Annotated in this window: 16 protein-coding genes and 1 riboswitch; of the genes, 10 read left to right on the top strand and 6 right to left on the bottom strand. The window is 62.4% G+C overall.

Translation table 11 applies throughout. The annotated features are described in order from the left end of the window. Positions 1–8: 8 nt before the first annotated feature. Positions 9–2000, bottom strand: a complete 1992-nt coding sequence (locus M1D89_RS04485; RefSeq protein ID WP_498648407.1) for a CAP domain-containing protein — start codon at positions 1998–2000, stop codon at positions 9–11. 134 nt (positions 2001–2134) lie between these two features. Here M1D89_RS04485 and dcd point away from each other — a divergent pair, with 134 nt between their 5' ends. Next, positions 2135–2710, top strand: a complete 576-nt coding sequence (gene dcd, locus M1D89_RS04490) for a dCTP deaminase (RefSeq protein WP_011776299.1) — start codon at positions 2135–2137, stop codon at positions 2708–2710. An 80-nt stretch (positions 2711–2790) separates the two neighbouring features. Here dcd and M1D89_RS04495 read toward each other — a convergent pair whose 3' ends face one another. The 3 genes from M1D89_RS04495 to M1D89_RS04505 form a co-directional block, all read right to left on the bottom strand. Further along, positions 2791–3990, bottom strand: coding sequence for a cation:proton antiporter (locus tag M1D89_RS04495; RefSeq protein ID WP_498648409.1), 1200 nt, complete (start codon positions 3988–3990; stop codon positions 2791–2793). 5 nt (positions 3991–3995) lie between these two features. Beyond that, the gene (locus tag M1D89_RS04500) at positions 3996–4478 is read right to left on the bottom strand and encodes a cation:proton antiporter regulatory subunit (protein WP_017199499.1); all 483 of its coding nucleotides are present in this window, start codon (positions 4476–4478) and stop codon (positions 3996–3998) included. Between the two features lie 64 nt (positions 4479–4542). Continuing rightward, complete coding sequence (locus M1D89_RS04505; protein ID WP_498648412.1) at positions 4543–5946, bottom strand: MFS transporter; 1404 nt, start codon at positions 5944–5946, stop codon at positions 4543–4545. Positions 5947–6149: 203 nt separating this feature from the next. Here M1D89_RS04505 and M1D89_RS04510 point away from each other — a divergent pair, with 203 nt between their 5' ends. From M1D89_RS04510 to mnhG, 6 genes are read left to right on the top strand one after another with little or no spacing between them, the layout of a single operon-like run. After that, complete coding sequence (locus M1D89_RS04510; RefSeq protein ID WP_498648414.1) at positions 6150–9167, top strand: Na+/H+ antiporter subunit A; 3018 nt, start codon at positions 6150–6152, stop codon at positions 9165–9167. Next, positions 9164–9664 carry a Na(+)/H(+) antiporter subunit C gene (locus M1D89_RS04515; protein ID WP_498648417.1) on the top strand — a complete coding sequence of 167 codons (501 nt, stop codon included), beginning with the start codon at positions 9164–9166 and terminating at the stop codon, positions 9662–9664. The genes M1D89_RS04510 and M1D89_RS04515 overlap by 4 nt, the downstream gene beginning before the upstream one ends. Continuing rightward, a complete protein-coding gene (locus tag M1D89_RS04520; protein WP_498648419.1) occupies positions 9661–11274 on the top strand; it encodes a Na+/H+ antiporter subunit D in 1614 nt (537 codons plus the stop codon). Before M1D89_RS04515 ends, M1D89_RS04520 begins: the two co-directional genes overlap by 4 nt. Continuing rightward, positions 11271–11837 carry a Na+/H+ antiporter subunit E gene (locus M1D89_RS04525; protein WP_498648421.1) on the top strand — a complete coding sequence of 189 codons (567 nt, stop codon included), beginning with the start codon at positions 11271–11273 and terminating at the stop codon, positions 11835–11837. The genes M1D89_RS04520 and M1D89_RS04525 overlap by 4 nt, the downstream gene beginning before the upstream one ends. Beyond that, positions 11834–12112 carry an MrpF/PhaF family protein gene (locus tag M1D89_RS04530; RefSeq protein ID WP_017199493.1) on the top strand — a complete coding sequence of 93 codons (279 nt, stop codon included), beginning with the start codon at positions 11834–11836 and terminating at the stop codon, positions 12110–12112. Before M1D89_RS04525 ends, M1D89_RS04530 begins: the two co-directional genes overlap by 4 nt. Beyond that, positions 12102–12494, top strand: a complete 393-nt coding sequence (mnhG, locus tag M1D89_RS04535) for a monovalent cation/H(+) antiporter subunit G (RefSeq protein WP_498648424.1) — start codon at positions 12102–12104, stop codon at positions 12492–12494. The genes M1D89_RS04530 and mnhG overlap by 11 nt, the downstream gene beginning before the upstream one ends. 70 nt (positions 12495–12564) lie before the next feature. Here mnhG and M1D89_RS04540 read toward each other — a convergent pair whose 3' ends face one another. Both M1D89_RS04540 and M1D89_RS04545 read right to left on the bottom strand, forming a co-directional pair. Then, positions 12565–12825, bottom strand: coding sequence for a DUF4235 domain-containing protein (locus M1D89_RS04540; RefSeq protein WP_017199491.1), 261 nt, complete (start codon positions 12823–12825; stop codon positions 12565–12567). A 36-nt stretch (positions 12826–12861) separates the two neighbouring features. Further along, the gene (locus tag M1D89_RS04545) at positions 12862–13554 is read right to left on the bottom strand and encodes an NUDIX hydrolase (RefSeq protein WP_498648428.1); all 693 of its coding nucleotides are present in this window, start codon (positions 13552–13554) and stop codon (positions 12862–12864) included. Between the two features lie 302 nt (positions 13555–13856). Further along, positions 13857–13993: riboswitch (TPP riboswitch) on the top strand. Positions 13994–14069: 76 nt separating this feature from the next. Between M1D89_RS04545 and M1D89_RS04550 the strand changes: the two genes are divergently transcribed. The 3 genes from M1D89_RS04550 to M1D89_RS04560 are packed head-to-tail and all read left to right on the top strand — an operon-like array spanning position 14070 to position 17073. Continuing rightward, positions 14070–14690 (top strand): ECF transporter S component, encoded by a 621-nt coding sequence (locus M1D89_RS04550; RefSeq protein WP_498648430.1) that lies wholly within the window; start codon positions 14070–14072, stop codon positions 14688–14690. Continuing rightward, positions 14690–16282, top strand: a complete 1593-nt coding sequence (locus M1D89_RS04555; protein WP_498648432.1) for an ABC transporter ATP-binding protein — start codon at positions 14690–14692, stop codon at positions 16280–16282. The genes M1D89_RS04550 and M1D89_RS04555 overlap by 1 nt, the downstream gene beginning before the upstream one ends. Beyond that, complete coding sequence (locus M1D89_RS04560; RefSeq protein WP_498648434.1) at positions 16279–17073, top strand: energy-coupling factor transporter transmembrane component T family protein; 795 nt, start codon at positions 16279–16281, stop codon at positions 17071–17073. The genes M1D89_RS04555 and M1D89_RS04560 overlap by 4 nt, the downstream gene beginning before the upstream one ends. Positions 17074–17105: the final 32 nt, after the last annotated feature.

Raw genomic sequence — 17105 nt, forward strand, 5'->3', positions numbered from 1 at the left:
AGGCTCTGCTATTGGGCGAACTTCAGTCCGCCCCAACCGATGCCGATGGTCACCGGCGTGGTAAGCCGTCCGGTGTTGAGATCCCAGTATTCAACAACTCCGTTGCGGTCCAGTCCGGCAACACCTGTCGAATCGGGTCCCGTCACGCCGCGCAGCGCCCGCAACCCCGTGTAGTCGGTCCATTCCGCACCCACTACCGGACGGGATTCCTGCTTGGGTGTGCCCAGCCCGCTGCCACGATACAGCCTGAGGGTTCCATTGGCCTCAGTGGTGAGGAGGTCCTGGAAGCCGTCGGCGTTGTAGTCCACCATGCTTAGCCTGATCGCCGGGAAGCCCGTGCCGATTGCCGCTTGGGCACGAATGTAGGCAAGGCCAGCATTCTTATAGAGGTACAGGTTGCCTCCGGAGTCCATGGCAATGATCTGGGGAAGCCGGTTGTTGGCGCACCAAGTGCCCACGGCGATGTTCAGGGTCCCCCAGCCCTGGCCAAGGGCAATGGGATCCTTGAACCCGCCTCCCTGAAGTCCCGGGTACACCAGCAGGGCGCCGTCGAGCCTTTGAGAGATCAGATCGAACACGCCGTCGCGGTCCCAGTCCGTGATGAAGAGGTCCTTGAGCCCTGTGAAGCCGACGCCGATTCTCTTGCCGCCGCCGTACCTTCCGCCACCCCACGATGGGTAGACAACCACAGAACCGTCACCGGCGATCGACACGAGGTCGGCTGCGCTCGTGATGGATGCCGCGCTCAGGTTAAGGGTGGGCGGTTGGTGTTTGCTGCCAGGTTCGCAGACACCCACAGGGTCTGTTGGCGGTGGGACTGTGCCGCCGGGGCTCGTGGTGGTCCCTGCCGGCAAAGATGTGTAGCCAAAGAAATTCACTACGCCCCACAGCGTGTAGCGGTTGGGGGTGGTCTGCCAGTTGCCGTCCGTGTACGTGATGCCGATGCCCATGACGTTGAATCGGGGATCACGCAGAAGGGCGTCGTGACCGGGAGAACCCTTCCACCACTCCACAAGCTGCGCTGCGTCACGGTCCCAGCGGACTGCGATGACTTCACCCGCGCCGTTGTTGGGGTTGAGCGCCCGGGGATCAGTCCAGAAGTTGGCGCGGTGCTGGATCACCTCACGCGTTGCGATGTTGTTGGACCAGTCTTGAGCGAGGCTGGCCACCGTTGCGTGGTACTTCACCGGTGCCAGACCGAGCGACGCACGGTAGCTGTTGATCGCGTTGAACACCGTCAAAATCGCAGCTGTGTTGCTGTCCGGGAGGAGCGCCAGAGCGCCGTTCTCCGGATCCACGTTGCTGCTCGGGCTCTTGCCCGGGAAGGGGGTGGCGGTGGGCGTAGGAGTTACCGTCGGGGTTGGTGTCGCTTCGGGCGTCGCCGTCGGGGTTGATGAGGCTGTTTCGAGTGTTGGAGCAGGGGACGGACTTCCTGTTGGTGCAGGCGTTTCAGTGGGTGGCGATGTTTCGCTGGGGGAAGTTGGTTGAGTTGGTGCCGGCGTTTCGGTTGCAGACACAGACGGACTTGGCCCGGCGGCCTGAGCGGATGGTTTTGGTTCGGCCGGAACAGTACCAACGGTCTCTTGTGGAGACGGCTCCGCTACGGGTGGCTCGGTGGCGCCGGGATCCGAGGGATTGTCAGGCCCCCAGGAAGGCCCGATGTTGGGCACGGGAGGTGGAGTCTCAAACACCGGATCTATAGCGACGGGGCCGCTGTCCGAGTCGCTTCCCGCGCCGGCGCTTGGTGTCGGCTCCGGCGTCCCGGTCACTGGCGCAGGCACTGTGGTGGGGTCCGAGGCGTTGCCAGCCTCGGGGAGGGCCGCTGAAGGTGCGGGGTCCGCCGTCGTGGTTTCCTTTGGTGCCGTCATCCCTGAAGGGACAACGGACGAAGGGGTGACCGTGGGCCCGGGGACCGTCTGCGTTGACGGGAGAATCTGGCTGGAGGCGGCCACCCCGAGAGCCAATACGCCAGCCAGCACGATAGCGGCAGGCGCAGCCATTTTTCTCACAATTACCCCGCGAATGCTCGTTGCCCCCAAGTACGGGCGCGGTTCTACATGTCCGGGAACTATAGTCCCATGGGGCGCCGCGGACAATGCATGGGGTATGTGATGCATGGGGTATTTTTGATGCTGTGCTGATCTCTGACCGCGATATTCGTGCCGAAATAGACTCCCAACGGATTGTTCTTGAACCGTACGACCCCGCAATGGTTCAGCCGTCTTCCGTTGACGTGCGGATTGACCGGTTTTTCCGGCTCTTCGACAACCATAAATATGCCCACATTGATCCCGCCGAGGAACAGCCGGAACTGACCCGACTGGTGGAAGTGGAAGGCGACGAGCCCTTCATCCTCCACCCCGGGGAATTCGTCCTCGGCTCCACGTACGAAACCGTCAGCCTGGCCGACGATATCGCTGCCCGTCTCGAAGGGAAGTCATCCCTTGGGCGCCTCGGGCTGCTGACACACTCCACGGCAGGCTTCATCGACCCCGGCTTCTCAGGTCACGTGACCCTGGAGCTCTCGAATGTGGCAACTCTGCCCATCAAGCTGTGGCCGGGCATGAAAATCGGACAGCTGTGCTTCTTCAGGCTGACGTCCTCCGCGGAGCACCCCTACGGTTCCGGCGAATACGGCAACCGTTACCAGGGCCAGCGAGGACCCACCGCGAGCCGCAGCCACCAGAACTTCCACCGGACGTCCATCTAGCCCCCTTCGGTACCGTGCATCGAGGGGTTAGGTCTCGGGACTTTGGCTTAAGAGGTCGCCCCCTCGGTTCGGGGGGCTCGCTACGCGGGCGCGCGCTCCTGTGTCCGCGGCGGAGCTCCCGGTGTTTTACGGATGGCCTTCACCACGGGCTCCACAAACCGGGCGGCCAGCGGACCAAGGATGGCCATGATCAGGACGTAGGCCGTGGCGAGTGCAGCAAGTTCGTCGGGAACGCCGCCGGAAGCAACAGCCAGGCCCGCAATGACAATGGAGAATTCCCCACGCGCAATCAGGGCAGCCCCCGCGCGGAAACGGCCGGGGACTGCAATGCCGGCCCGCTTGGCAGCCCAGAATCCTGTGAGCATCTTGGTAGCTGCGGTGATGACGGCCAGCACCAGGGCCCAACCCAGGACGGGCGGAATGGATGTGGGATCGGTGTTGAGCCCGAAAGCCACGAAGAAGATCGCCGCAAAGAGATCCCTCAACGGTTCGAGGATCCTGGTGGCGTTGTGGGCGGTGGCACCGGAGATTGCGATGCCCAGCATGAAGGCACCCACTGCGGCGGACACCTGCAGAGCTGACGCGATTCCAGCCACCAACAGTGCGAGACCCAGCACGTTCAGCAGGAAGACTTCGGAGTTTTCGCTGTGCACTGCTTGCGAGACCCGGTGCCCGTGCTTGAGGGCGATAACCAGCACCACGGTGACCACTGCAAGGGCAATTCCCACAGTCTGCAGTCCGCCCAAGAAGCCCACGCCGGCAAGGATCGCCGTGAGGATCGGGAGGTAGATGGCCATTGCGAGGTCTTCAAAAACGAGGATTGACAGCACCACGGGAGTTTCGCGGTTACCGATCCGGCCGAGGTCAGTGATCACCTTGGCGGCGATTCCGGATGACGAGATATAGGTGACGCCACCCATGACGATGGCCCCCACAAGTCCCCAACCCAAAAGCACGGCGAGTCCCGCGCCCGGAAGGAAGTTGAGGACAAAATCCATGACACCGGCCTGCCAGGAGCGCCTAAGCCCGGTGACGAGTTCCGACGCCGTATATTCCAAGCCGAGCATAAGCAGCAGGAGGATAACGCCGATCTCGCCGGAGAGATGGGCGAACTCGTTCATGCCATCCAACTTGACGAACCCGCCGGCTCCGAATGCCAGTCCTCCCACCAAGTAGAGCGGGATGGGGGACATGCCAATTCGGCCCGCTAATCGAGCAAGGAGACCGAGGCAGAAGACGACGGCCCCCAGTTCAACGAGGGCTAGTGCGAGCGGATCCATTCCCGTCAGCCGTTGCGGAGAATGTCGGCTGCCGAGTCAAGACCTTCCTGCGTGCCGACCGCTACGAGCAGATCACCGGTGTGGAGTACGACGTCGGGTGCCGGCGAGGGGACAACCTCACCTTCGCGCATGATCGCCACAATTGAAACACCACTCCGGGTGCGGATCTGCGCCTTGCCCATGGGCTGGTTGACGAAGGGTGAATCAGGGGTGATGGAGAACTGGCGGGTGACGATGCCTGGTATCTCGCGATGTTCTTCCGCCAAACGCATGGCGATGTGCTGGCCGCCCAGGAGGTTCCCAAGCGTCGATGCTTCATCCGCTGTCAACGGGATGGAGGCTTGGCACGTGTCGGGGTCGTCCCAGGTGGACACGAACAGCTCGGTCTCACCCTCGCGAAGTTCAACCACACCGATGCGACGCCCCGATGCCGTGACGAAATCCTTGCGGATCCCGAGGCCCGGGAGTTCAGTCTCATCCACGTTCATAGCTACACCCTAACTCTGTTGTATGGGTCTGGTACGGCGTTCATGCTCAGCCAGTCCTATGTAGTTAACGCTCGGGGACCACGGCTATTTCCACCTTGGCCGGTGGTTTCACTGGCAGGATCACCAACAGGCCGGCGAGCAGGACCACCATGATTCCCATGATGCCCCAGCGCTGGGCTTCACCTTCCGGGACAAGCGGTGAGGCGATGGCAATACACAGCGTGAAGAGCGTTGGTGCGAGGAAGCTGACGGCACGCCCGGTGGTGGCATAGAGCCCGAAAAGCTCCCCGGACTCTCCGTGGGGGGCAAGCCTTGCAAGATACGCGCGTGAGGACGATTGGGCCGGTCCCACGAACAAGCAGAGCAGCAGGCCGAAGACCCAGAACGTAGTGGCACCCGGCCAGTCATTTCCAAAGAAAACGTAGTCGCCGTTACCCAGGACCAGAATGGCTGTGCCTGCGACGAGGAGTCCAATCAGCGAGAGGATAATGACTGCCTTCGGTCCGATCCTGTCGTCGAGGAAGCCTCCAATGATTGCACCGACGGCAGCTACGACGTTGCCGAAAATAGCGAAGAAGATGACGTCCTTGAGCTCGAAGCCGAACGTCCCCGCGGCGATGACGCCGCCGAACGTAAATACTGCCGCCAAGCCGTCACGGAAAATGGCACTGGAAAGCAGGAAGTAGATGGTGTGGGGGCTCGTCCGATAGATGGCTCCAATGCGGCGGAACAACAACTTGTAGGACGCAATGAAGCCTAGCGACGCGGTGCTCTTCTTCACGGAAACTTCAGGAACGGCGAACATCACGGGAAGGGCAAAGATGAAGAACCACAGTGCCGAGAAGATGGCAACGAGCCGGATGTTCAAGGAGTCCTGGGTTGAAGCGCCGAACCACTCGAAGGAGGGCTGCACGAATAACTGCAGAACAAGGAGGAGCGCGACGATGCCGCCCAGATAGCCCATGGCCCAGCCAAATCCGCTGACCCTGCCGATGTTCCGGGGTGTAGAGATTTGGGCCAACATGGCGTTGTAGTTCACGCCGGCGAACTCAAAGAAAATGTTGCCGAGTGCTATCAGGCATACTCCCAGGAGCAGGAACTCCGGCTGGGGGAATACGAAGAAACAGAGTGCAGTAAGAACAGCGGTTGCGGCGGTGTTGACGCCGAGCCACATCTTGCGACGTCCTCCAGCGTCGGAACGCTGCCCGGTGACGGGAGCCAGCAAGGCAATGGCGAGGCCGGCAACGGCGAGGGCAGCACCGAGCGCGGCCGATGCCGCATCTTCTCCGCCGAACGCATTGGACGTGAGGTAAACGGTGAAGACGAAGGTGGTCATCACCGCTTGGAAGGCAGCCGAGCCCCAGTCCCAGGATGCCCAAGCAAGGATCTGTCCCTTCTTGGAAGCGACGGGTCCTGAGGCAAGCTCGGACTTCGAGTGGGAGGCTTCGGGAACTGCGGCCGCGTTCATAGCTTGAATGCTATAGCGACAGCGGAGAACGGCGGGTAGATGACAGACCGCTATGTGGAGAACGCGGCTTTAAGCCATGCGCGCAGTCGGCTTCCCATGCCAAAAACTGTCGGTTCGCCTTGATAAACTAGCTAAACCGAACCCAACGTATGACCGCCTGCTCCAACTTTTGACAATATGTTCCTGACTTTGCGGAGATAACAGTGATCACAGTTCTCGCCATCACCTTTGTAGCGGCAACTGTGGCGCCATTGATCTTCAGCAAACTCGGCAGGAACGCCTTCTACGCTCTAGCAGCGGTTCCCGCAGGCGCCTTTATTTGGTTGCTTTTCCAGTACGGCCCTGTATATTCCGGTGGTGGCATATACGAAGTCATCCCATGGATTCCCAGCCTGAAGCTTGAGCTCGCCTTCCGTATGGATCCCTTGGCCTGGGTGATGTCCTTATTGATCCTCGGAGTGGGATCCCTGGTTTTGGTTTATTGCGCCAGGTACTTCAAGAACAAGGACGCGGGCCTGGGCGGATTTGGCGCTCAACTGCTCGCTTTTGCCGGGGCCATGTTCGGTTTGGTGACCTCCGATGACCTGCTGATGCTCTTCATCTTCTGGGAGCTCACCACCATCCTTTCCTATCTGTTGATCGGCTACGCCCGCACCCGTCTGGCGGCGCGACGTTCGGCACTGCAGGCACTCATGGTCACCACCGCGGGTGGCCTCGCCATGCTTGTCGGCCTCATCATTCTGGGTCAGGCCGCCGGAACCTATCGTATTTCGGCGATACTGGACCAAGCCGGGCCGCTCATGGACGGACCCATGCAAGGAGCGGTGGCCACCGCCGTCGTACTCATCCTGGCCGGGGCGGTGACCAAATCGGCGCTCGTGCCGTTCCACTTCTGGCTTCCGGGTGCCATGGCTGCGCCGACTCCCGTGAGCGCGTACCTGCACGCTGCCGCGATGGTCAAAGCCGGCATCTACATCGTGGCGCGACTTGCGCCCGGGTTTTCTACGTCCGAGTTTTGGCTTCCCGTGGTTCTGGGGCTGGGCTTGGCCACCATGCTCGTGGGTGGTTACCGGGCTCTTCGCCAGACTGATATCAAGCTCATCCTCGCCTATGGCACGGTCAGCCAGCTGGGCTTCCTCACCATGGTGGTGGGATTGGGTCGCCCTGACGCCGCCCTGGCCGGACTCGGACTGCTGCTGGCACATGGCTTGTTCAAAGCCTCACTGTTCCTGGTAGTGGGCATCATCGATCACCAGTCCGGGACCCGCGATATCCGCAAGCTTTCCGGCGTTTTCCGTTCGTCGCGGGCGCTGGGTGTGGTGGCCGCCATCGCAGCGGCGTCCATGGCCGGTGTGCCACCCTTGGCAGGTTTCGTAGCCAAAGAGTCAGTGTTTGAAGCCTTCGTCCACTACGGCACCGGTGATGGCGCTCCAGCGTGGGGCATCTGGATATTGGTGGGTCTGGTGATCGGATCGATCCTGACCTTCGCCTACAGTGCCCGGTTCATGTGGGGCGCCTTTGCCCTCAAGCCCGGCGTGGAACCTACCCCGTTCAAGCCCATCAAGCCGGCGTTCCTGGCAGCACCGGCCATCCTAAGTTTGCTCACTATCGTCTACGGACTATGGCCGACACCCGTGGATACCTGGATCCAGCCTTACGCAGCACTGTTCGCTGACGGTCCGGCCGCGGTCGACGCCGGACACTTGGCTTTGTGGCATGGCGTCACCCCCGCGTTGGGCCTGACAGCGCTGACGTTCGCGGCCGGTGCCGCGATGTTCTACTGGCGTAACCTCGTTTCCCGTGCCCAAAGCCTGGTCCCGGACTGGGTTGACGGTGACAGGGCCTACCAGAACACCATCGGCGCGCTGGACGACATCGCGGTTTGGGTTACAGGCCGCACGCAGCGTGGTTCGCTGTACTTCTACCTTGCGGTGATCCTGACGGTGGCGTTCGCGGTCCCAATGACGGCGCTGATCGTGGCGAACAAGCCCCTGCCGGATGACATGTACTTCATCGACCCGAACTCGCCTCTGCAAGTAGTGGCAGGCATTGGCATTGTGGTGGGTGCCCTGGCTGCCGTCCGGGCCAACAAGCGTTTCCTCGCCGTGCTCATGGTGTCCGTCACGGGTTACGGCATTGCCCTCATGTTCGCCCTTCAAGGCGCCCCGGACCTCGCACTGACCCAAATGCTGGTGGAAACCATCGTTCTGGTTGCTTTCGTGCTGGCCATGCGCAGCCTGCCCGCCGAGTTGAGGGACAGGACCGGGGGAAGGCTCAGGGTAATCCGTGTGATCATTGGTGCGGCCTTTGGCATCACCATGATTTTCGTGGCGATTTACGCCATGGGCGCCCGCGTTGCCACGCCCATCTCACTGGAATTCCCGCGGTTGGCCTATGAAGGCGGCGGGGGATTGAACGTGGTCAACGTGACCCTGGTGGATATCCGCGCCTGGGATACGTTCGGTGAGATTTCCGTGCTGGCGATTGCCGCCACCGGTGTAGCCAGCTTGATCTTCGTCCGCAGCCGCGGCGACCGGATCAAGACCTCGGAGGCCGTGCCCGAAGGCAGCGTTGGGCGACGCACCGGCGTCGACCGCGACTCCCGCGACGGCGCTACCTTAGCCGTTGCGAAGAAGTTCACCGACGTCAGCCGCGATGCGTGGCTGGTTGCAGGCCGCACGCTGGCCCCTGAACGCCGCTCGATCATCTTCGAAGTAGTGACCAGGCTGATCTTCCACTCCATGATCGTGTTCTCCATCTACCTTCTCCTCGCCGGCCATAACATGCCGGGCGGAGGCTTCGCCGGTGGCCTTACCGCCGGGCTCGCACTGACAATCCGCTACTTGGCCGGTGGGCGGTTCGAGTTGAGCGAGGCAGCCACCGTCAGCGCGGGAACCCTTTTGGGGACAGGACTTGCGACGGCGGCCGCCTCCGGTGTCGTGCCGCTCTTCCTGGGCGGACAGGTGTTCCAGAGCGCCATTATCGAGTTCTGGCTGCCGGTCTTCGGTGACGTCAAGTTCGTTACCTCCACCATTTTCGATATCGGCGTGTACATCGTGGTGGTGGGGTTGGCGCTCGATGTCCTCCGTAGCCTCGGTGCCGAGATCGACGAACACTTTGAAGGAAAAGGTGCCCCGCTGGCTGAGGAAGACGCCGCCGGGCATGCTGGCCTTGCCGAGGAAGCCGCCGAATCCGCTGCGTCCGGGAAGGCAAACGCATGAGCATCAACCTGACCCTGCTGATCGTCATGGGTGTCCTGTACGCCTGCGGCATCTATCTGATCCTGGAACGCAGCCTGACGCGCGTGCTGTTGGGCTTGATGCTGCTGGCCAACGCCACCAACATCCTGATCCTGAGCACGGGAGGGTACGCAGGCCTTGCCCCCTTGTTCGACAAGGAAACGAACCCGGAGACGTACAACGATCCTTTGCCCCAGGCACTGATCCTGACGTCGATCGTCATTTCCTTCGCTGTCACGGCTTTCATGCTCGGCATCATTTACCGCACATGGGTCCTGGCTCGCCAGGATGAGATCCAGGATGACCTCGAAGACGTCCGCGTGGCCAAGACTCCCAGCTTCGATGCAGAAGACGACGCAATTGTCCCGCTGGAAACTTCCGAATTCGCCATCACCCCGGCCAGCCCTGCAAGCAAGGACAGGCCCGACGCGACCGAAACACCCAACACGGCTTCAACCCAGGAAGGAGGCAGCGCGTGAATCTCGCAAACCTGTCGCCGCTGGCTGTCCTCTTACCGATCCTGGGTGCTGCCTTGGCGTTCCTGCTGATCCGGCACCACAGCGCACAGCGGGTAGTGAGCATTGGCATCCTGAGTGCCACCCTCCTGCTCGAATGCCTGCTCCTTGTCTCCGTGTGGGACGGCGGCACTACGTCCGTCACGCTCGGCGGATGGCTGCCGCCGTGGGGTGTGGTCCTTGTGGTGGACCAGTTCTCTTCGCTCATGCTGGTGGTTTCCACCGTGGTCAGCCTTGCGGTGCTCATTTATGCGACCGGTCAGGGGATGGCCGACGGCGACCAGGAAGCACCCGTCTCGATCTTCCACCCCACCTACCTCATCCTGGTGGCAGGCGTATCCAACGCATTCCTGACCGGTGACCTCTTCAACCTCTACGTCGGTTTCGAGATCCTGCTGACGGCCAGCTACGTCCTCATGACACTGGGCGGAACCGGACCGCGCATCCGTGCGGGCGTCACCTATGTTGTGGTTTCCGTGGTGTCTTCCGTGCTGTTCCTCATCGCGATCGCCATGATCTACGGTGCCACCGGAACCATCACCATGGCCGACTTGGCCATCAAACTGGCCGAACTGGATCAAGGCACGCAGAACCTCCTGCACGTGATGCTGTTGGTGGCTTTCGGCATCAAGGCAGCTGTCTTCCCCTTGTCCTTCTGGCTTCCGGACTCCTATCCGACTGCGCCCGCTCCAGTCACCGCCGTGTTCGCCGGGTTGTTGACCAAAGTGGGCGTCTACGCCATGGTCCGCACGGAAACACTCTTGTTCCCAGGGGACACCCTCAACGTCCCACTGATGGTGGTGGCGCTACTGACCATGATTGTCGGAATTCTGGGCGCCTTGGCCCAGAGCGACATCAAACGTCTCCTGTCCTTCACGCTGGTGAGCCACATCGGCTACATGGTGTTTGGCCTCGCCATGAGTTCCGTGGCCGGGCTGGGCGCTGCGGTCTTCTACGTTGCGCACCACATCACCGTGCAGACCAGCTTGTTCCTGGTCACAGGACTCATAGAGCGGCGTGGCGGCAGCTCCTCCATTGACCGTTTGGGCGGTCTTGCCAAGCTCTCGCCATTGCTTGCCCTACTGTTCTTTGTTCCGGCGATGAACCTTGCGGGCATTCCGCCGTTCTCCGGCTTCCTCGGAAAGCTTGGGCTGCTGCAGGCCGGCGTGGAGTTGGGGACGCCCCTGGCAATCGTGCTGGTGGTGGGCGGTGTTGTCACCAGCCTTCTGACGCTGCTGGCAATCGCCCGTGTCTGGAACAGGGCGTTCTGGCGCAAACCTGAGGATGCCGAGTATCCGGACCCTGTGCTGATGACCCCAGGAAATGTGGGTGTCCTGCCCCGCACCATGGTTGGCTCCACAGCTGGCCTGGTGGTGTTCGGGGTGGCACTCACTGTGTTCGCAGGGCCGCTCTTCCGCGTAGCTGATGGTTCCGCCGGCATCATGCTGGACCGCTCGGCGTACATCCACTCGGTCTTGGGAGATTCCGTTGAGGTGCCACCGCTGGCACAAACAGACGAACCGCAGCCGGTAAAAGCACCCTCAGGTGAGGCACAGTCGGGTGATGCCAAATGAGCCGCAAACCCATTTCCTTCCGCACGGAGTTGCCGCTCCTCATCTGGTTGGTCATCGTGTGGGGCGCGCTATGGCGGGACTTCAGCCCGGGCAACCTGCTGTTTGGTGCCCTGATCGCTGTGCTGGTGGCCAAACTGTTCTACCTCCCGCCCGTGGAGCTCAGTGGCAGGTTCAACATTCTGCGCGCTATCCCTTTCGCACTGATGTTCCTCGGCAAAGTGGTGGCAGCGAGCTTCCTGGTCCTGTATCTGGCAGTAGTGAAAGGACCCGCGGTGCGTAGCGCCGTCGTCGCCGTTCCCTTGCGGAGCCACTCAGACCTGATGGTGACAGCCACCGGACACGTCATTTCGTTGATCCCGGGCTCCTTGGTGGTGGAAGTGGATCGCTCAACGTCCACGCTGTATCTGCACGCCCTCAACATTTATGAGGAAGCGGACATCGACAAGATCCGCGAGGAAACCCGAGTCATTGAGGCGAGATTGATCCGCATCATGGGCACGCGCGAAGAGGTCGCAGCCCTCAATGCAGAACAGCGTCCGGGAATGGAAGGGGCAACGCTATGAAGGAGTTCGTTCTCGTGGCAACGGCTGTGATCCTAAGCCTAGCCGCGGCAGGAGCCATTGTCCGGATTGCGATTGGCCCGTCCCTGCTGGATAGGGTGCTCGCATCGGATGTGTTGCTGGCAATCCTGGGTGCCGCCCTGGCGATCGATATGGCCATGAACAAGCACCTGAACAACTTGATGTTGTTAGTGGCCCTCGCGGTGATCGGGTTCATTGGCTCGGTGACCGTGGCCCGGTTCGTGGCCGAGCGGAGGGAGCAGAGCAATGAATCCTGATGCCACGGGTATGGATGCCGTGATCGACGCTGTCACTGCGGTGTTCCTGGTGGTGGGCGCACTGATGTCCCTCGGCGCTGCTATCGGCTTGTTGAGATTTCCGGACCTCATGAGCCGCATGCACGCGGCCACCAAGCCGCAGGTTCTGGGATTGTTCCTCATGCTGGCTGCGATCGGCCTCCAGATGCGGACCTGGTGGGTATGGCCAGTTCTTTTGGTGGCGTGGATTTTCCAGCTCCTGACGGCCCCGGTATCCGCTCACATGGTGGGCCGCTCCGCCTACCGCACCAAGCACGGACACCGCGAAATGCTCACCAAGGATGAACTTGAAGCGGTGGTGCAGCGCGCAGCTGCGGGGCAAGAGCCCGAGAGCGAGCGCTAGCAGCAGCTGAAACAGCGAACGCCGGGGTACCCGTCATGGGTATCCCGGCGTTGTTTGTGGTGTCGGAGGCCTAGACGATGTCGTGTGTCTTGGCGAAGCGCGCAATGGCGCGCTGCGTACCCCTGCTCGCCAGCACTTGGATGAGCGTGCTGACAAAGGCTGAGATCAGCGCGAACGTCAGGGCCGAGCGCAGGCTCGATTCCATGTCGTCGTTGCCTAGGGGTGGCTTGTTGCCAGTGGCCTTTTCCCACCCTTTGTTGACGAGTTTGGTACCAACGAAGCCTGCTCCGAGGCTTACTCCGGCGCCGATCAGCTTGAAGAAGAGGTTCATGACCCCAGCCTAGCTGGCTCCGGCTCGTCTCAACCGTTAGCGGCGGTTTTCGCGCTCCTTGAGGAACGCCGCCATGGAACCGACAGGTGCCAGTACCGGAACAACATCGTGCTCGGCGGACCAAACAGCATCCACGGTGGCGAACCCGGCGATTTCTTTGAGCAGGTAATACGTGGGCGGCATCAGTTTCAGGGTGCCGGCAGCCTCCGCGGCAAGAATGTCCGCCACCCGCATCCATAGTGATTGCCAGGCCTCCGTTGTTTGGTGACGGGGTTCGGCGCCGGGGGAGGGCCTGGCCACGTAAAAGTAGGTGTCGAATCGCTTGGGCATATCTGTCGGCGTGATCCAGTTGGCCCATGGGCGGAGGTCCGTGGCCTCGATGCTGAGCCCGGCTTCCTCCCTGACTTCACGGATTGCGGCGGTAAGCACCGTTCCGGCGTTCCTGGTGGCTTCGCCCCGGGCCGTGGAGATGGAGCTGTGCTGCCAGTCAACGGCATGCCTTCGGAGGAGTTCCGCGGGGTAGTCCCACCCGGACTCGTCCGCGGCATCCACCCGGCCTCCAGGGAAGACCACCATGCCCGCAGCGAAGTCCATGGTGCTAACTCTGTGCTGGACGAAAGCTTCGAGCCCGCCCGGCGCGTCACGGAGCAGGATGACGCTCGCGGCGAGCCGGGGTTCGGGCACTGGAGTGTCGCTGGCAGGGTGATCCTGTGTGGGTAGGTCCGTCATGAATTGTGCCCCTTTGCCGCGGTCGAGTCTGCTGGTTCATTCTCTCAGGTCGGTTGTGAGGCCTGGTGTGCAGGGAATGGCGTGGGGGATGGGTGTAGAGCGGGCCTCGCAACGGGCCAGGTTTGGTTGTGGGGCCTGGTGTGCAGGGAAAGGTGTGGGGGATGGGTGTAGAGCGGGCCTCGCAACGCGCCCCCGGGAGCCCTGGAACGCACCACCACTGCCGATTGTGACCGCATGCCGGCAACAGACCAACACCCGCCACAGACTCAGGTGTAAACTGAACCAGCCCATCAGGGCAGATTTGATAACGACAGGGGAGCGCCGCCGTCGGACTCTGCAGAAATGCAGGAGACGCGAGGGCGCTGAGAGTGCGGACAGCCGCAGACCCTCGAACCTGATCCGGTTAGTACCGGCGCAAGGGAGTCGAGCTTCTCAGAGTGTCCGGATCCGGACGGCGCAGGCCAATCGGATTCCGGGGAGCACTTTCCCCTCCTGTAACCTCAGGAGGCAGAAAAATGACCACGGTAAACGTGAAGAAGACCAGTTATAACTGGCGTGTTGTAGACATTGTTGTGGCGGCCTTGATCGCCATCGCGGGCGGCGTGATCTTCTGGGCATGGTCCCAAGGCGCCGCACTGGTATCCATCCCCATGAACGCGACGTATCCGCCGCTCACCGGCCTGATTGCCGGCGGCTGGATGATCCCCGCGGTCCTGGGCATGCTCATAATCCGCAAGCCGGGTGCAGCCCTGTTCTGCGAAACTGTTGCCGCTACCGGTGAGCTCATCATGGGTTCGCAGTACGGCACCACCGTGCTCATCTCCGGCGTTCTGCAGGGCCTGGGCGCCGAACTCATTTTCGCCGCCTTCCGGTACAAGAAGTTCAACCTGCCCACCGCCCTCCTCGCCGGTGCGGGCGCGGGCCTCTTCTGCGGCCTGAACGACTCCTTCCTCCCGTGGGGTTGGAACATCGCCTATGAAGCCGTCGACAAGCTGGCCTACATCACCTTCACCACAATTTCAGGTGCAGTCATCGCGGGCGCGCTCTCCTGGGTGGCCACGCGCGGCCTGGCCAAGACCGGCGTGCTGAGCTCCTTCGCCTCGCGCAAGGCCGCTTCGGAGCCCGTCTTCAGCTGATGCCGGCCACGCATAGCGGCACGGTGAGGCCTGCCGCCATCTCAGCCGAGGGCTGGGGTTGGCGGCATGCCGGCCGGGCCCACCCTGCCATTCAGGGCCTCGACCTTCGGATCGAACCGGGGGAGCGAGTACTGCTGCTCGGACCTTCGGGTGCGGGCAAGTCCACGCTCTTGCATGCCCTAGCCGGGGTGTTGGGTGATGAGGAAGACGACTCGGATGAGACCGGCTCCCTGCTGATTGACGGCGTTGTACCCCGCGAGCAGCGGGGGCGCGCGGGACTGATGCAGCAGGACCCTGAGACGCAGGTGGTTTTGTCCAGGGTTGGCGACGACGTTGCCTTCGGCGCCGAGAACCTTGCCGTGCCCCGTGACGAGATTTGGTCCCGCGTCCATGAAGCGCTCGACGACGTCGGGTTGCGCACCGCTGCCGGCAGCGGCCTGGCGTTGGATCACCCGACGGCGGCGCTCTCCGGCGGCCAGAAGCAGCGCCTTGCGCTTGCGGGCATTTTGGCGATGCGGCCCGGGCTGATCCTGTTGGACGAACCAACGGCCAACCTGGATCCTGCAGGAGTGCTGGAGGTCCGTGATGCTGTAGCGCGATGCCTGGACAAGACCGGGGCAACGCTGGTCGTGGTGGAACACCGCGTGTCCGTGTGGAAAGACCTGGTGGACAGGATTGTGGTTCTGCAGCCGGGGTCGGCTGTAGGGTCCAGCACGGCCGCAGGATCAGGGCGGGCCACGGGCGGAGTCCTCTTGGACGGCCCCCCGGACCAGGTCCTTTCCGAGGCCCGCACCATGCTGATGTCGGCTGGCGTCTGGGTGCCGGGGTACGTCCCGGCAACCCGGCAGCGGCACAATGAACCCGACGCCGCGCAGCTTCTCCTCGCGGCCCAGGACCTTGCTGTTTCGCGTGAAAAGCAGCGGCGCAAAGGCTTCAAGACCATCCCGCCCATTCCGGTGCAAACGGGCATCAGTGCACAGGTCCGGGCAGGCCAAGCATTGACCATTACGGGGCCAAATGGTGCCGGCAAGTCCACGTTCGCTCTCACGTTGGCTGGCCTTTTGGCGCCAGTGGACGGCACAGTGAGTGCCGCCGTCGAGCTTTCCGAGGGTGCGGGAATTGACCCGTTCAAGTGGAAAGCAGACCAGCTGATTTCTCGGATTGGGACGGTGTTCCAGGAGCCGGAACACCAGTTTGTCACGGGCAAGGTCCTGGATGAGTTGATGTTCGGTCCGAAGCATCTGGGTCATGGTGAAGAGCGCGTGGACGAGTTGCTGGAGCGTTTACGGCTCACACATCTGGTAGACGCGAACCCCTACACGCTTTCCGGCGGTGAAAAGCGGCGCCTCTCGGTGGCCACGGTGCTGGCCGCGCACCCCAAAGTCCTGGTGCTCGATGAACCCACGTTCGGACAGGACGCGAATACCTGGGCCGAACTGGCGTCGTTCCTTTCCGAGTTGCTGGACGCAGGGACCGCGGTGGTCTCCGTGACTCACGATCAGGAATTCAGTGCAGTACTCGGCGGAACCGAGTTGCGGCTCGGCCCGATATCGCAGGGCAGAGCAACGCATCAGGAAGCGGGTGCAGCGTGAGGGACGCACTGAACATCCGCGGAAACCACGCCCTTCTGACTCGGGCCAACCCCTTGGCTAAGTTCATGTCGGTCTTCCTGATCTCCCTGGTGCTGGCCTTGTCCATCGACTGGGTCTCTGCGTCCACCGCGCTCCTTGCGGAACTGGCTCTCTTCCCGCTTGCAGGCCTCACTATCAGGCTTCTGTGGCAGCGAGCCTGGCCCCTGATCATTGCGGCCGCGATCGGCGGCTGGAGCACCGCAATAGTGGCGGCGGACAGCGGCGCTGTACTGCTCGACGTCGGACTCTGGTCCATCAGCGAGGGTTCCCTGGAGCTGGGGCTGGGTTTCATGTTGCGCGGTTTGGCGATCGCGTTGCCGGCCATCCTGCTGATGACCTGCACTGATCCCACTGACCTGGCCGATGCCTTGGCTCAGAAGGCCAAGCTGCCGCACCGCTTTGTCCTTGGATCTTTGGCGGCGATGAGGCTTGTGGGGCTCATGGCGGAGGAATGGCAAACCATAGGGATGGCCCGCCGCGCCCGTGGAGTCGGTTCCCAGGGCAGCCCGTTCCAGCGGTTGAAGGCCACGCTTGGCCAGAGTTTCGGTCTGTTGGTTCAGGCGGTTCGGCGGGCATCCCGACTGGCGGTGACCATGGAAGCGCGCGGCTTCGGCGGTGGGCAACGGACGTGGGCGCGCGAATCAGCGTACTCACTGCTGGACGTGTGGGTGGTCCTTGGTGGGCTGGTCATCGCAGCCGGCGCAGTGTTGGCGGCTGTGGGTGCGGGAACCTGGAGCTTCGTCTGGCGCTAGCGTTTTTATGCGCTGGCGAGTCAGGCACCAAG

Source organism: Arthrobacter sp. D3-18, from assembly GCF_054408525.1.

Excerpts from the sequence above, each read along its gene's own strand:
- M1D89_RS04515 (WP_498648417.1), top strand. The coding sequence starts at position 9,164 with ATGAGCATCAACCTGACCCTGCTGATCGTCATGGGTGTCCTGTACGCC.
- M1D89_RS04525 (WP_498648421.1), top strand. The coding sequence starts at position 11,271 with ATGAGCCGCAAACCCATTTCCTTCCGCACGGAGTTGCCGCTCCTCATC.
- M1D89_RS04505 (WP_498648412.1), bottom strand. The coding sequence starts at position 5,946 with ATGAACGCGGCCGCAGTTCCCGAAGCCTCCCACTCGAAGTCCGAGCTT.
- M1D89_RS04545 (WP_498648428.1), bottom strand. The coding sequence starts at position 13,554 with ATGACGGACCTACCCACACAGGATCACCCTGCCAGCGACACTCCAGTG.
- M1D89_RS04540 (WP_017199491.1), bottom strand. The coding sequence starts at position 12,825 with ATGAACCTCTTCTTCAAGCTGATCGGCGCCGGAGTAAGCCTCGGAGCA.
- M1D89_RS04555 (WP_498648432.1), top strand. The coding sequence starts at position 14,690 with ATGCCGGCCACGCATAGCGGCACGGTGAGGCCTGCCGCCATCTCAGCC.
- M1D89_RS04500 (WP_017199499.1), bottom strand. The coding sequence starts at position 4,478 with ATGAACGTGGATGAGACTGAACTCCCGGGCCTCGGGATCCGCAAGGAT.
- M1D89_RS04530 (WP_017199493.1), top strand. The coding sequence starts at position 11,834 with ATGAAGGAGTTCGTTCTCGTGGCAACGGCTGTGATCCTAAGCCTAGCC.
- M1D89_RS04550 (WP_498648430.1), top strand. The coding sequence starts at position 14,070 with ATGACCACGGTAAACGTGAAGAAGACCAGTTATAACTGGCGTGTTGTA.
- mnhG (WP_498648424.1), top strand. The coding sequence starts at position 12,102 with ATGAATCCTGATGCCACGGGTATGGATGCCGTGATCGACGCTGTCACT.
- M1D89_RS04485 (WP_498648407.1), bottom strand. The coding sequence starts at position 2,000 with ATGGCTGCGCCTGCCGCTATCGTGCTGGCTGGCGTATTGGCTCTCGGG.
- M1D89_RS04495 (WP_498648409.1), bottom strand. The coding sequence starts at position 3,990 with ATGGATCCGCTCGCACTAGCCCTCGTTGAACTGGGGGCCGTCGTCTTC.